The following is a 13,256-nucleotide window of genomic DNA, read 5'->3' on the forward strand; positions in this document are numbered from 1 at the left end:
GTTTACCCCTTGATTGATAGTTGATAGCTGGATTCTCTGATTGCGATGCTGTACGACGGTTCGGTAATACTAATTTGCAATGATGCAGGTGGCGGGATAACGACCGGCACCCCTTGATAACTGGTTGTGATTGTTAAAATACCGGTTAAGCGTTGCTGGTATTCGCTGCCTATGGTCAGCTGTGATTGCTGGCGCTGTAAATACTCGGATGCAATATCCAGCCCGTTCACCTGGCGCTGTTGGTATTGCGATGCAATTTGTATTTGATCTGCTTCGCGTTCGCGGTATTCGCTTTGGATATTGATTGGTGCGGATAATCTGGCCAGATAACTGGATTGGACATTAAACGTAAAAACAACATCACTGCCAGCCGCCAGGTAGCTGGATTGAATATCCAGCAAGTCGGTTAAGCGCTCTTGATAAGCGGATGTGATATTTAACGCATTTTCAGCACGTTCCAAATAATTTGTTGCGATTGCAATGGTATTTTGATCCCGCTGTAAATAGCCGGATAAAACATCCAATGTATTTATATTCCGTTGTTGATAAACGCTGGATAAAGAAAAAGCGGCTAATTGCCGCTGTTTGTAGGTTGTTGGAATCGGTAATGATGTTTCGGATCGTTGCCGATACGTTGACGTTATATCGAGCGAAAATATTGTATCTACGCCACCACCAACATAATAATACCCGCCTATGTCCCAAGCGCCAGCGCTAGCCCGGTCATTACCCCAAATATCAGTCACATAGTCAGGATATAAATTTATACCTGCACCAATCACATCAGCAGTAGATTTTAAACGTAAATCCAGTGCCGTTACGTCTGTGCCGCCTGCCACAATTTGGTCTGTCAATGTTAAACTGGTTAAGCAATCCGTTGTGCTACTAGCGCTAAATGTTGCTAAATCGGTGGCGCAGTTTGTAAAAAAATTACGCCCATTTGATACAGTGTCATGTCCCAAAAACAGGCAATTTTTGCACGTCGAATCACCGTAATCACCGCGTATCGCATTACCGCCATTGGTGCTATAAAACCGAGTGTTGATAAACTGGTAATTTTTTGCAATCACAACGCCCAGCGTACCACTACCTATTATCACCGAATCGCTACAAACATAATTATCGGTAGGTGATGTGGGGCGCGCGTAGAATATAGCCGGGCCATAACCGTTAGCGATTTGCTGCAAAATACATCCGTGGACGCGGGCATAACCTAATCTGATCGTGCCCGTGCTATTAGTCGCGCGTATCTGCAATCCAATCAGCGTTAAATTACTAAATACGTTAAATAGGCTGGCATATCCCGCTGTAAATGATATTGCAGCGCCGGTGGTCGCGTCATATCGTAGCTGATTTGTCGCGGCGTCTGCATCGTCTGCAAACCCTGCGCCGGACTCTGGCCGCAGGATAAATCTATTTACGTCATCAGTATTATGCCCTGCAAAATTAAACCCTGATGTGACGACAAACTCTTGTTTTTTTAACTCGCCAATCCAGATTACATCCTCAGCTTGCATATCAGCTGGCGCATCGTCTATCCACAGTTGTATTGTGCTGTAGTCGCCTGTTGCGCCGATTGTGCTGACTGTAGTTGTGGTCATAGCGTTTCCCGCATATACGCTGTTGCGTTGAGTGTGGCCCGGCCATCTTCACCTACCTGCAAAATTGGTACTGTGCGGGTGTCATCATTAAACCAATCTCGGGATTGTTGTGTGATAACAGTAGAGTCAAAATCTACTCCCCAAATGCGCTGATAATTGTCGTTTTGAGCTGTTAGCGCCTCCGCCTCAACTTGTGTTAACGGGCATTGGATAATGCGCCAATCGGGGTTTGTTAGCTCACGGTTGCTAAATTGGTGGTCATCGGGCAAATGACAAATAACATCACCGCGATTAAATCCAGCTTTATCACGTGCTCTAAAAACTAGATACATAACCATAATCCTGTTCTACGTTTGCACCGCCAACGGCTTGCCACGCATCCTCTATATCTTGCGTCCAATGCTCTGTCCAATCGCTATAGTTACCAGTCCATGTGCGTGTTAATCCCGGCAAATTAGCGTAAGCATCGGTTAAATACGGTACGTCTAAATACGTTGCAATTTGTTGGATAGTCACACCATCATCACCAATCAAATCCTCAAACCTAATAACTAAAGTGTTTTCGTCAGTAAGCCACGGTTTATAGTCGTTGTAATGCTGTACAAACTCAGGCATTGCGCCAATTATAAAACCCTGCGTGACTTGTTTATAAGTCCATCGGCACCAACTTATTAATACATCCCGTGGATTCCGAATTATTAAAATATGCTTATCAGATAGTGGTGCTGAGTACGCTAAATGCTCATGATCAGTATCAGTCACGCCTAATAACTGCACCGCTTTTAATAGAGCATGAGTTCCAGATTTTGGTATACCGTTGCAAATAACTCTCATACTACCCTCGTAAATTCTAAAAAACGGCCATTTTTGCTGCGTTCATATTTGTATGCACAAAATCCGGCATCACTCACATATTCAACAATTGCTGCGCGGATGGGGCGTGACATTTGGTTGCTACCCAGTGTTATACGGCACATTTCTAACCCGGCAGCGATTAGTTCACAGCGGAATAGCTCTGTGCCCGCGGTATTTTTAATGCGTAGGTTAGTCACGATTGGCTCGTATTCGACGATTAGCCCGTTGCCAGCGGTGAATTCGTGTAAGTTCATAACCCCTCCAGTTGTGCAATGTAGGGTGCCGCTGCGGCACAAAAATCAGTTTCCGCATTATCAATTGCGGCTTTGCCAGCGTGGCGCAGGTTGTGCGTGGTTTCTAAAAACGTTTCAAAGCCGGTTACCTGCGCCTCAATTTGTTGGGCTGCTGCCTCGTTAGTTTGGCTGGTATTGGTGGCGTAATTTTGCAGCATAACCGGCACGGTTTCGCTGGGTGATCCGGCGGTGCGCCAGTCTTTAATCCGGCAGGCTAGCAGGGCATATTCCTGATCAATCAATGTACCTTGGCTTACCACTCTAAACCGCGCGCGTCCTGCGGCCTGGTCAATAGCGTTTTTAGCGTCGGCTGCCGTCCACATTGCATCAACTGGGGGCAGTGTGGCCATTGTTGCTAAACCGGCACTTTTAATATCCAGCAATGCGGCATCCACTAACACGTCCGGTGCGGGTGGCTTTATGTTAGGGCGCAGGGCTGCGGCTTCTTGCTCAGTTAGCTCTTCCGGCTCGCCATCAACAAATTTAAATAAGTCTTTGGGGTAGGCTCCGGCCACAAACGTTTCGCCCTCTGTTAATTCGGCAGATAGTTGGTTTTCGGCGGTGACGAGGGCATCATCGATTGTTTTGTCGTGCAATTTAACAATACGTTGCTGTACGTTGTTTTTGATTACCGTGAATGCTGGCATTACAGTTGCTCCACGGCTGTTAAGTAACCTGATGCACTACCAGAATCCACATAATTTGATGCATAAACCTGCAATTGGTAACTTGCTGCACTAATCGTTGATACGTTGTGGTATGACAGGCTAACACTTGGAAATTTACTGATATCCGTGTCTTCATAACCCCCATTTACTGATCCATTTTTTAACCATCTGACCTTCAATGTAACTAGTGTCACATTACTGGCATTGGCCTGCACTTCCATATCAAAATCCCAGGTGCCCGCTGGTACAGATAGATTGACCAACGTTTGCCAACTTCCCCCAGGTAAACTGTTTGAAGAACCACTATCGGAATAAGAACGGGCTGTTGCAATTGGGCCAGGTGGCCCTGGTGGGCCTATGCCGCCATCTTGACCGTCTTGTCCGTCGACGCCATCTTCACCTACATATTTTGACCAAGTGTAATCACCCGCAGAGTTGCTTTCCGTTGCTGTGGTTTTATTGGTAGCAATGCCAATATATTTTTTGCCTGTAGGGTTATTGCTTAATCCGCTACCACTGCCGTTGTCGGCATATTTTATCCAGGTGTAGCGTGGCGTGCCGTCGGCACCCGGCGGGCCTTGTATACCGTCTTGGCCGTCACTGCCATCTTCACCCAAAATCTTGGACCACGCATAATCACCTGGCGTGCTGCTTTCTGCCGATGTGGTTTTGTTGTAGGCAAAACCAATATACGCCTTGCCTGTTGGATTGTTGCTAATGCCGCTGCCGCTGGCATTATCCGCGTACTTAATCCAGGTATAGCGGGGTGTGCCGTCGGCACCTGGAGTACCAGGCACACCCTGGGGGCCATCGTCACCCACGTATTTAGACCAAGTGTAATCAGCGGGATTGGTACTCTCGGTAGCCGTGGTTTTGTTAGTGGCAATGCCGATATAAGTGCGACCCGTAGGCGAGTTACTAAATCCGCTACTACCTGTTGCATTGTTTGCGTAACGTATCCAGGTGTAACGCGGTGTGCCGTCGGCGCCCGGTGGACCTTGTATGCCGTCTTGGCCGTCCTGTCCATCATCACCGAGTATTTTTGACCAGGTGTAATCCTCTGGATCGGTACTTTCGGTGGCGGTGGTTTTGTTGTAGGCAAAACCAATATAGGCTTTACCCGCCGGGTCATTACTTATACCGCTACCCGCGGCATTGTTGGCATAACGTATCCAGGTAAACGTTGTTGTACCGTCGGTTCCGGGGGCACCAGGCACGCCAGCGGCGCCATCTGCCCCGGTGCGTAGTTTTACAATGGTAAAGCGCTGGGTAATGTCGCTGTAACCTTCACGGGTGGCGGTTAAATCTACGTAGCCCTGGTCTAGACTCATTGCCGAAACAGTGTAAGTGCGGCCGGTTAAACTGCCGGTTACGCCGCTGCTGGCGCTGGCCGAAATGCTCCACGCTGCGCTGTCATCCACCAACCCAACATAAATAGATATTGTTGTAGCCGCTCCGCTAAAGTCGCCGCCCGTGCCATCTGGCGCAACAGATACAGCATGTACAGTGTTGCTTAACCATCCGCTAATTGCCGGTTCGCCGCCGCCAGCAGCTTGGGGTAGCCAGGTGTATATTGCCGGATCTGCAATACTTGCAGTGGCAACTGTACGGCCGGTTGCAACGCCGTAATAGGCTTTGCCGGTTGGATCTAAACTAATACCGGTACCGGTATCGTCGTCGGCATAGGCTAGCCAGGTGTAAAGGGTTTGTTCAACGCCGTCTATATCAATTGACACCCAGTTTTCGGCTGCGCCCTCGGGCGAGATGAGGCGGTATTCAATGGTATAGGTGACATCATCAATAATGTTTGGCAACACACATACCAACGACTGGCCGTAATACCTGACGGTGGTGTCGTCACTATTGTGCCACCGAAACTCATATATATGACTGGCAGAGTACGGTGTAGGCGGCTCTAACGTAATACTGCCGGGTACTGCATTAACGTTGGGTAGGGCAACGGGTGTAACCAGTACACCAATACCAAACGACTGAGTAACAAAATTGGAGAGTTCACCCAGGTTGTTTTTGGCGCGCACGTCTAGCTCGTAACTGCCCACCGCCAAGCCTTTAATAATATAGCTTTTGGTGCGGATGGTCGCGGTGGATATGACTTCTTCGGTTTCGCCCACTATTTTGTAAATTTGTACATCAAAAATACTGCTGGTGCTGGTCCAGCTAATTTCTAGCTGGCCGTCATTATTGTACAGCGGTGTAACGGTTAATCCGGTTGGATCTGCGGGGCCAGCGGTGGGGTTGATGGTGTCCGGAATGGGCGGTTGTGATGCACCAAAATCGATGTCGTATAAATACGGCTGATGCTCAACTAAATATAATTCGACCTGTAATGTGCTGTTTTTGGTGGTTTTTTCCAGCACTCTAAAGGGTTTTTGCACCCAACCCACGCTAGGGCGGGTAACATTAACCACCTGACCTACATTGAGTACATCGGCGTCGATATTAGCGGTTAATTTAGTATTTAGTGCCTCGCGGCTGCGATAGGCTAAAAACTTGGCTTGCTGCAGCGCTTCGTAGTAATAAATGGTGGCGGGTAGTTTTACCCGTTTCTCCATTCTTACCCCGTTATCTTCGGCCAGCCATTGTAAATCTAATGCGCTGTCTTTTTCGGGGAAGATAACCTCTTGGCTTTTCCAGTTTTTGTCTGGATCGAGATATTCGCAGATGATCCGGTTATAGCGATCAATGCCGCCCTCGGTGGTGGCTACATCACCAAAGAAGGTTTCGCCTTCGATTAACTCAAATGCTTCGGGGTCGTCGTCGCCTTCAATAATTAAATGATATTTGCCATCGATATTGGGCATGTGGGCGTTCATAGCGTTTAGCAGTACATCGATGTGATCGGTAATGTCGCGATCTGTTTCTAGTAAATAATTACAGGTGTATTTTCGGCGGGTGTCCTCACTGCCATCAAATAGCGGCACTAACTCGGCACATTTGGCGATAGCGTCGGTAAACGAGCCTTGATCAATTTTATTTGATGCTAACGTGTAGCCGTAACCCCAATCTGGGTTTTTTAACACGGTTAGTAAGGCGCTGGCGGCGTTTTCTGACCAGGTTACCGTTTGATCATAAATGTTGATATTGGGGTGGCCTTCGTCAACATCGACTGTGACCACTGGCTCGCTATTAAAGGCCTTGCCTTCTCCGTCCCACTGGCAGCGCAGGTAATCACACGCTAGACCGGTAAATTTATGGCGGGTTGGACTATAACCCGCCGCGTTTAAACGGGGGTCACTGTAGCCGTTTAAGGCATTAGGGAATGCTACCCGGTAAGCCCAGCGCCCGCCATCTGATGCATTAAATTTGGTGTTATTGATGGGTAGATCGTTGAGATAGATTTGCCCTAGTGTTGTTACACGCTCACCCCAGACAATAATGCGGTGCAACAAGTCGTTTTGAACATCATCCCGGTTGCCATCATTGGTATTTTGGAACGCGATAGTGCCAGATATACGCCCCTGCTTACCTAACACGACATTGATTGGATTATCGGTAGCGGGTCTGGTGACATCAATTCCACCGGTGTTGTTTTTGGGAATGTCGGGTTTTATTGCTATCGCTGCGCCAACACCCAGCAGCACCCCTATTGCTAATATCCACCACATTAGACGGTATAAACCTCTTCTGTTGCATAACGATCTTTACGGGTGGCACCGCCTGTATTGCTGTAAGTGCCAGGTGAGTAGGTTTTGGCCTTGCCCCATGCTACATCGGTCAAAATAAACGGGGTTTGTTCAAAACAGTCATCATCAGGATCGCGCTGGTGTTGCGATGTAATATTGCTGCGATAGCCCCGGCTGGTTTTGACGGCAGCCAGATCGACGGACTCAAACGTAATAATTTTTGAATTGTCGGTTTCGTTGTGCACGTAACCAGTTATTTCGCCATGGTAAATACGGGTAATGGTTTGTAGTTGTTGGTATTGATCCAACTTAACCCGAAACATTTGCATTTTTTTATTACGCCATGGTGCCGACAATAAGTTGGTAATAAGGGTACCGTCGAGATCGTGCAGCTCGAATTTAACCTGATTTTCTTGCGGGCGGCTGGTTTGTTTGATGTCTGGCACCTGATCATGCGGCCAAAAACCGGCTAAATAGGTATCACCGTTGTAATCAAAATCAACGCCATCGGTGGTAAAGTAAAACGTGGCATTACCCACCGGTAAAATAAGTAAAAATATATAGTTATTCATGCGCCTATCTCGCGTACTTCACATTTTGTGTGGCCGGTTTTACCAGTATTGGCAGCTATGAGCAGATCTTGCATGTCGGACTCTAACCGCACCTGAAACAACACGTTACTACCGGTTTTTATCACTTCATCTGCGGCAACCGAGGCAAACAAACCGGGGTAAATTTGCACTGTGGATTCGCCACTGCTATTGCTGTTGATTACGTTTTGCACCATGTAGCATTTGGTATGTCCGGCAAACTGGATAAAATTACCCACCTTCCATAAACTGTTTGAGCTATTAGGGAAGCCTTTTAGCGGAATGCTAAACTGCCCCTTAGCGGTACTGGCACGCACTAGCGGCGTGCCTAATAAGGTGCCGCGCTGCGGTAATGGGCTGGGTAAATTCCAGATACCACCCTGACCGCCCTGCCCGACTAAAAAGCTGTAAAAGTCCATCAGTTCGTCATAGTTGGAATTTTTTAGGGTTAAGTCCCACTCCCACACATGTTTACTGCCGCGTTTTGCAGTAAAGGCTTTGTATTCTTTGGCGTTATTAATTTGAGTGGGATCGTAAGAGTTGGGAACAGCCTCCCACCATCCAAATGCGGTTGATAATGTCGCCATTAGATGCGCCGCCCGGTTGCTGATTGCACATCACGGATGATGCGGTTTTTGTTATTTTTGTACCATTGATCATACCCGCTAACATCATTAAGTACGGGCGAGAACGTAATATTGACCCCCCCACCGGTGGGGCCATCGACTTTGTGATCGACAATGGATTCGTCCGGGTGAACTACCGCCAACCGCCCACCGCGACCATCCATCCCACCGGAACGGGGGCCGTCGGGGATATAACCGCCACCTTCGAAACTGGCGATGGTTTGCCCGGCAATTATACCGGCTGATGCGTAACCCAAACTACGTATAACATTTGAATAAGTTAGACCTGCAACAGGGCCCAATCCAATTGGGGGTGGCGCCAGTGCAGCAGCTGCTGCCATTTCTGTATTAACAACAGTTGTGGCAACCGCAATTGATTTTTGGATTAAAAAGGCGGCTTTTTGAATTGCCGTCCCGTCTTTTGCGCTTTGTTCGATTAGTGTAGCGGTTTGATCTGCCATGCTAGCTACATAATTAAACATGCCGTTTTCGGTTTGCTCTTGTATTTGCTGCTGACGGATGGAGGCTTGGCGCTGCATTTCTTCGAGCTTTTGAAAATGCTCAAACTTTATTTGTGCTTCCTGATCTTGCAGGTTAATTAACCCTGAAAAATCGTAATCTTCGGGCAGCAGGGGTTTAAAAACCAACCCCTGAAGCTCGGCCGATTCCGCATTAAATTCTGCATTAAATTGCAGTTGATCCTGAAACGATTGCCACATGGAATCGGCTGATTTTTTTGCATACTCATCAACAATTGATGTATCTGAAAATAAATTTAACCCATCTAAAATAGAACCGTCGGTCACCTCGATTATGGGCGCATCAATCCCTCCTCGATTAAATGTTGATAATTTATCCTTCCATGCGTTAACGGAGTTATCCCAAGCTGTATCTACAATGCCTAGTGATTTAGTTATAACATCGCCTGCAGTTAAAAACTGATCTGCAAGAGCAGACTTTAACTGACTTAATTCACCACCGTCTAAACTATCCGAAATTAAAGAAAAAATATCTTGAATACCTTGTTTTTTATTCCCTAAATACTCAAAACTAATACCTAATCCTTCAATAATTGCCGCTAAATTTTCCAGATCTCTGCCAACCGCTTTTGATACTTCAAATAGCTCATCCAGTTTACCTATAGCGACAATGGCAGAGTTTTCCATCACTTGAGCACTCTGACCAATGGTCTTATTTACCTTACCGAATTCTTTTTCTATTTTCTCTGCTTGGTTTAATAAAGTGCTGGATAATATCTCAGATGTTAATTGTCCTTGGGCGGCCATTTGACGTAACTGATCAATATTTACACCCAACTCATCAGTTAGAGCCTTCATTAACCTTGGAGCAGCCTCGGCCACAGAATTAAATTCATCACCTCTAAATGCTGAAGCTGCCAAAGCTTGAGATAACTGCTTAATAGCCCCGGCAGTTTCTTGAGCGTCAGAACCACTAATTACAAATGACTGACTCACTGCTTTGGTGATTTTTAGCACTTCCTCTTGACTGTAACCTAGATTGCTAGTTGCGCGGGTTAACTTTGCGTACAAAGTTACATTTGATTCCAACGCAGTTCGGGTTTCAGAACTTAGTTCATTTAGCTTATTAAAGTATTCATTCAATTCCCTTTGGCTTTTTGAAACCAGCTTAAGTTGAGAATCCATTTTTAAATACTGATCAATGTAACTTGACAATTTGGTAGCAGCCAGAGTTAACGAGACAGCGCCAAACGCTCTAGATAGTCCCAGTACTTCACTGCCCAATTTTCGAGTGGGCAGCGTAGCGGATCTCATTGACTTATCAAATATTCTGCTGTCATTTGCCGCTGTACGCGCAGTTTTACTATACGCATAGGTTTTGGCGGTGGTTTTTTCCAGCTCTTTTTTAAATTCTGCTGAGTCCACCGTCATACGGGTGACGAGTTCGGCCAGTACGGTTTTACCCATATTATCCTCTTAATTTACGGTTGCGTTTAGTCGCTTTTTTGGCTTTTTCGAGGGCTTTGGTTTGCTTATCCTGATTAACTTTGTAAAACGCCATCCAATAGGTGAATTCCACCCCTGAAAATTGCAGGATTTCGGTGATGGATTTGCCTAAATCACGCGCCAACTGGAATGCAAAAAACATCATTCCGTCGGCGCTTTGGAGTTTTTTTCGGCTTCCTCTTGCTCGGCTTTGCTAATGCCGGACAATTTGGCAGCGGCGGTGTAAAGCTCGGTGAATTCATCAATAGGAATTGGCTCTAAAAACGCGATCACCTCTTGAGCGTCGAGCTTATCGACTAAACGCTGGCCTTTTTCACATACCGATAACGCCACCACCACCATGGCAAATGAACAATTATTTAATGGGCTATCTTTATTATAAAGCTCCAACCGCTGGCTTAGATGCAGGGCTTTTAGCTCTATATCGTCCCCAATGGACTCAATACGCACCGTGGTAGTGGCGGTAGTATTTGCCAGTGTCTGGAGTTTTTTAATTAAACTCACGATGCGGCCTCGTCGTGTGTGATGTCATCGGTACGGCGCAGGGTGCAGACAAAATATTTAGTGGACTCCGGTGCGCCACTTGGAATACCGTAATTTTTGAGTTTTACCGGTACTTGCAGCTCATCACCATCGGCATAAACACACTTAATTAATACCGGGGTTTTATTTCGTGCCGCAGCGCGGAACGCGAGTTGATCTGCATCGGCTTTGTGATACTGGCAGGTTATATCCTGCTCTTGAGGCGTGTCCATTTCGTCCTCGAATTGATGCACGGTATCGTTAATAGTGGTGGTTTTACGCTCACCTTTACTTGTTCTGAATTCTGGCACCTCTTCAAGTCCATTTAGTACCACCCATGCTGGGGTTTCCAAATCCAGCGAATAGGACAACTCGGAACCGCCGATAATTGAGGTTTTGTCATTCATTTTTTGTTGCTCCAATAAAAAACCCGCCTAAGCGGGCGGGTTAGTTGTGAATAAAGTTGTAGGTTAGGTACACCTGGGTGATGTCTGGATCTTGCTGCTGTCCATCACCGTCACCGAGGAATTGGGTTAGCTTTACGGTTTTATCGCCCGCCGCCCCACGAAAACCATTTAGTAACGAGATAATGGCGTTACCGATATTGCGGGCATCGGCGTAACTTTTTGCGTGCACGACAATACTAAACTGGCTTTGGTTGTTGCCGGTTGGCTGGCCACTTATATCCGTGGGAATAACGGTATTGGTTTTTTGGTACGTAATAGCAGGGAAACCGTCATCGCGCAGGGCGGGCGAAATACGCCCATTTACCATGTCATAAACTGTATTACTGCTAAGCAGTAAGGTACTAAGCGCGTTTTCCATATTTTTTAATGCTCTGTAAAATAATGCGTTGATAAAGGCGCTGTTTAAAAATGGTAAGCGCCTGACGCTGGCCACGCTCAAAGGCGGGTAACAGCGTTGGCTGGGCTTTTATGCCGGGGTGCTGGACCGATTTATAAACCTTGCCACCAAAGGCGACGACGGCGGTGTTTTTGCGTTTACGACGCCCTCGCCCGATCTTTTCATTGGGGATGCGGTGCGGCTTGGTGCCTTTTTCTATAAACCTTGCGCGCCACCCAACCGACTTGTGGTAACCAATACTTAGGCTGACAACATTGTTACTGCGGCCTGTGCCGTTGTTGCGAAACACTTCGGTGCGGATGCTTTTTGCGAGCGCCCCGGTTTTACGGGCAACATTGGTACGGGCATCACGCACAATTGGCCGCGCGGCATCACGCAACGCTCCTGCCAATACTGTTTGACCTGCACTTTTACTCAGCTGCACCAGTGCACCTTGCAGTTGGGCTAAACCTTCAACTTTGTACATATTTTGTGGCCGTGATAAATAGTTCGCGATTGGCGTAATTGGGGTTATCTATATCGAGTATTTCGAATAGATCGTTTTTAAATTTTATGACCATATCGGCGGTGATACGCCGGTGATAACGCAAGTGGAACGTGAGGGTGTTTTGTATATCAATCCCGTCTGATACCTGGTCGCGCTCTTTGGCGTTACTGACAACCTCGGCTTTTAAATTGAATTTTTCTACCGGGGTTTCGGTGGTTTCTGCATATTGGCCTTTCGTTTTTGTGAGTACACAAAAACCTAAACGGTGTTTTAACAGTCCAGCGCGGATCATAATAAATTTACCGACAATTCACTGCACAGGGCTTTAAATGCGTTGGGCATGTCGTGTAGTTGCACAACGGCGGTGTCTTCGCGGTTGTTGTACCAGTCTGACACTAAGATCATGATTGCCTGTTTTGCCTGTTGGAGTTTGCCGTTTTCGATGATGCTGGTGGCATCTAATTTAACCGGATTGTCTCCGGTGGTACTGGCATGGCCAACGGTGATATTAATTTGCACGGCATCACGGCGGGTTTGTACCGCTGGCCATTTTGATACTGGGGTAATTACCCCTAACAGGCCGTGATCGTCTACCCTGTATTCTGATGGATCGAGCGTTTGTTGGGTGCCGGTTGCGTCGTAATACTGCACAGACTCGACGCTACGCAACGGCACCAACGGAATGCTTATTTCATTTTTGAAAAAAGGCATACTCAATCGCCAGGTTTGTTCAACCGTAAACCGGCTGGTGTAATGCTCGAACCGACTACGGGCAGCAGTAATAAGCGATTGCAAATACGCGCTTTCGCGGGCAGCATCTTCACAGTCGATTACGGTATGCTGCGCCAGCTCGGCAAGCGTGACCGGCTCTAATACTGGCTCGGTAATTAACTTGCGATTGAGTATGGTCATTTATTTTGCCTTTTTGGCCGGCTTTTTAGGTTGTGGCTTTTTATCAGGTGCCGCAGCTTTTTGAGCGGCCAACTTATTTTCGATCAAGTGTTTTTCGAATTCTTTTGAGCACTCTGGCACCTGCTCACCAGCCAGAACCGTACCAACGTGAACGCTGGTAAATTGGGTTAAAGCAATTAATTTCATTTTGTTACCCTTATAAAAAAAGG

17 protein-coding genes are annotated in these 13,256 nt (G+C 46.9%); all 17 read right to left on the reverse strand.

Features of this window, described 5'->3' with window-relative positions; all coding sequences use genetic code 11:
- Positions 1-2: 2 nt before the first annotated feature.
- The 17 genes from ACTD55_RS07775 to ACTD55_RS07855 are packed head-to-tail and all read right to left on the reverse strand — an operon-like array spanning position 3 to position 13,233.
- A complete protein-coding gene (locus tag ACTD55_RS07775) occupies positions 3-1,601 on the reverse strand; it encodes a hypothetical protein (RefSeq protein WP_438863755.1) in 1,599 nt (532 codons plus the stop codon).
- Positions 1,598-1,933: a hypothetical protein gene (locus ACTD55_RS07780; protein ID WP_438863756.1), complete on the reverse strand. Its 336-nt coding sequence runs from the start codon at positions 1,931-1,933 to the stop codon at positions 1,598-1,600. Before ACTD55_RS07780 ends, ACTD55_RS07775 begins: the two co-directional genes overlap by 4 nt.
- Positions 1,917-2,435 (reverse strand): sulfotransferase domain-containing protein, encoded by a 519-nt coding sequence (locus ACTD55_RS07785; RefSeq protein ID WP_438863757.1) that lies wholly within the window; start codon positions 2,433-2,435, stop codon positions 1,917-1,919. Before ACTD55_RS07785 ends, ACTD55_RS07780 begins: the two co-directional genes overlap by 17 nt.
- Positions 2,432-2,710 (reverse strand): hypothetical protein, encoded by a 279-nt coding sequence (locus tag ACTD55_RS07790; RefSeq protein WP_438863758.1) that lies wholly within the window; start codon positions 2,708-2,710, stop codon positions 2,432-2,434. Before ACTD55_RS07790 ends, ACTD55_RS07785 begins: the two co-directional genes overlap by 4 nt.
- The gene (locus ACTD55_RS07795) at positions 2,707-3,396 is read right to left on the reverse strand and encodes a hypothetical protein (protein ID WP_438863759.1); all 690 of its coding nucleotides are present in this window, start codon (positions 3,394-3,396) and stop codon (positions 2,707-2,709) included. Before ACTD55_RS07795 ends, ACTD55_RS07790 begins: the two co-directional genes overlap by 4 nt.
- Positions 3,396-7,043, reverse strand: coding sequence for a hypothetical protein (locus tag ACTD55_RS07800; RefSeq protein WP_438863760.1), 3,648 nt, complete (start codon positions 7,041-7,043; stop codon positions 3,396-3,398). The genes ACTD55_RS07795 and ACTD55_RS07800 overlap by 1 nt, the downstream gene beginning before the upstream one ends.
- Positions 7,043-7,633 (reverse strand): hypothetical protein, encoded by a 591-nt coding sequence (locus tag ACTD55_RS07805; RefSeq protein WP_438863761.1) that lies wholly within the window; start codon positions 7,631-7,633, stop codon positions 7,043-7,045. The genes ACTD55_RS07800 and ACTD55_RS07805 overlap by 1 nt, the downstream gene beginning before the upstream one ends.
- Entirely contained in the window at positions 7,630-8,238 is a 609-nt protein-coding gene (locus ACTD55_RS07810; RefSeq protein ID WP_438863762.1) for a hypothetical protein, read from the reverse strand. The genes ACTD55_RS07805 and ACTD55_RS07810 overlap by 4 nt, the downstream gene beginning before the upstream one ends.
- The gene (locus ACTD55_RS07815) at positions 8,238-10,223 is read right to left on the reverse strand and encodes a tape measure protein (protein ID WP_438863763.1); all 1,986 of its coding nucleotides are present in this window, start codon (positions 10,221-10,223) and stop codon (positions 8,238-8,240) included. The genes ACTD55_RS07810 and ACTD55_RS07815 overlap by 1 nt, the downstream gene beginning before the upstream one ends.
- A 1-nt stretch (position 10,224) precedes the next feature.
- Positions 10,225-10,407: a hypothetical protein gene (locus ACTD55_RS07820; RefSeq protein ID WP_438863764.1), complete on the reverse strand. Its 183-nt coding sequence runs from the start codon at positions 10,405-10,407 to the stop codon at positions 10,225-10,227.
- The gene (locus ACTD55_RS07825; protein WP_438863765.1) at positions 10,404-10,766 is read right to left on the reverse strand and encodes a hypothetical protein; all 363 of its coding nucleotides are present in this window, start codon (positions 10,764-10,766) and stop codon (positions 10,404-10,406) included. The genes ACTD55_RS07820 and ACTD55_RS07825 overlap by 4 nt, the downstream gene beginning before the upstream one ends.
- Positions 10,763-11,191 (reverse strand): hypothetical protein, encoded by a 429-nt coding sequence (locus ACTD55_RS07830; protein WP_438863766.1) that lies wholly within the window; start codon positions 11,189-11,191, stop codon positions 10,763-10,765. The genes ACTD55_RS07825 and ACTD55_RS07830 overlap by 4 nt, the downstream gene beginning before the upstream one ends.
- Before the next feature lie 40 nt (positions 11,192-11,231).
- Complete coding sequence (gp17, locus tag ACTD55_RS07835; protein ID WP_438863767.1) at positions 11,232-11,609, reverse strand: tail completion protein gp17; 378 nt, start codon at positions 11,607-11,609, stop codon at positions 11,232-11,234.
- Positions 11,593-12,114, reverse strand: a complete 522-nt coding sequence (locus ACTD55_RS07840) for an HK97-gp10 family putative phage morphogenesis protein (protein ID WP_438863768.1) — start codon at positions 12,112-12,114, stop codon at positions 11,593-11,595. The genes gp17 and ACTD55_RS07840 overlap by 17 nt, the downstream gene beginning before the upstream one ends.
- On the reverse strand, positions 12,101-12,427 hold the full coding sequence (locus tag ACTD55_RS07845; protein WP_438863769.1) for a phage head closure protein: 327 nt from the start codon (positions 12,425-12,427) through the stop codon (positions 12,101-12,103). The genes ACTD55_RS07840 and ACTD55_RS07845 overlap by 14 nt, the downstream gene beginning before the upstream one ends.
- Complete coding sequence (locus ACTD55_RS07850) at positions 12,424-13,047, reverse strand: head-tail connector protein (RefSeq protein ID WP_438863770.1); 624 nt, start codon at positions 13,045-13,047, stop codon at positions 12,424-12,426. The genes ACTD55_RS07845 and ACTD55_RS07850 overlap by 4 nt, the downstream gene beginning before the upstream one ends.
- Positions 13,048-13,233, reverse strand: coding sequence for a hypothetical protein (locus tag ACTD55_RS07855; RefSeq protein WP_438863771.1), 186 nt, complete (start codon positions 13,231-13,233; stop codon positions 13,048-13,050).
- Between the last annotated feature and the right edge of the window lie 23 nt (positions 13,234-13,256).

The sequence above is a fragment of the Neptunicella sp. genome, from assembly GCF_048268085.1.
GTDB lineage: Bacteria > Pseudomonadota > Gammaproteobacteria > Enterobacterales > Alteromonadaceae > Neptunicella.

Bases quoted from the DNA above. Each gene is read 5' to 3' on its own strand.
- ACTD55_RS07810 (WP_438863762.1), bottom strand. From the start codon at position 8,238: ATGGCGACATTATCAACCGCATTTGGATGGTGGGAGGCTGTTCCCAAC.
- ACTD55_RS07780 (WP_438863756.1), bottom strand. From the start codon at position 1,933: ATGTATCTAGTTTTTAGAGCACGTGATAAAGCTGGATTTAATCGCGGT.
- ACTD55_RS07800 (WP_438863760.1), bottom strand. From the start codon at position 7,043: ATGTGGTGGATATTAGCAATAGGGGTGCTGCTGGGTGTTGGCGCAGCG.
- ACTD55_RS07785 (WP_438863757.1), bottom strand. From the start codon at position 2,435: ATGAGAGTTATTTGCAACGGTATACCAAAATCTGGAACTCATGCTCTA.
- ACTD55_RS07790 (WP_438863758.1), bottom strand. From the start codon at position 2,710: ATGAACTTACACGAATTCACCGCTGGCAACGGGCTAATCGTCGAATAC.
- gp17 (WP_438863767.1), bottom strand. From the start codon at position 11,609: ATGGAAAACGCGCTTAGTACCTTACTGCTTAGCAGTAATACAGTTTAT.
- ACTD55_RS07850 (WP_438863770.1), bottom strand. From the start codon at position 13,047: ATGACCATACTCAATCGCAAGTTAATTACCGAGCCAGTATTAGAGCCG.
- ACTD55_RS07795 (WP_438863759.1), bottom strand. From the start codon at position 3,396: ATGCCAGCATTCACGGTAATCAAAAACAACGTACAGCAACGTATTGTT.
- ACTD55_RS07820 (WP_438863764.1), bottom strand. From the start codon at position 10,407: ATGATGTTTTTTGCATTCCAGTTGGCGCGTGATTTAGGCAAATCCATC.
- ACTD55_RS07830 (WP_438863766.1), bottom strand. From the start codon at position 11,191: ATGAATGACAAAACCTCAATTATCGGCGGTTCCGAGTTGTCCTATTCG.
- ACTD55_RS07815 (WP_438863763.1), bottom strand. From the start codon at position 10,223: ATGGGTAAAACCGTACTGGCCGAACTCGTCACCCGTATGACGGTGGAC.
- ACTD55_RS07845 (WP_438863769.1), bottom strand. From the start codon at position 12,427: ATGATCCGCGCTGGACTGTTAAAACACCGTTTAGGTTTTTGTGTACTC.
- ACTD55_RS07805 (WP_438863761.1), bottom strand. From the start codon at position 7,633: ATGAATAACTATATATTTTTACTTATTTTACCGGTGGGTAATGCCACG.
- ACTD55_RS07840 (WP_438863768.1), bottom strand. From the start codon at position 12,114: ATGTACAAAGTTGAAGGTTTAGCCCAACTGCAAGGTGCACTGGTGCAG.
- ACTD55_RS07775 (WP_438863755.1), bottom strand. From the start codon at position 1,601: ATGACCACAACTACAGTCAGCACAATCGGCGCAACAGGCGACTACAGC.
- ACTD55_RS07855 (WP_438863771.1), bottom strand. From the start codon at position 13,233: ATGAAATTAATTGCTTTAACCCAATTTACCAGCGTTCACGTTGGTACG.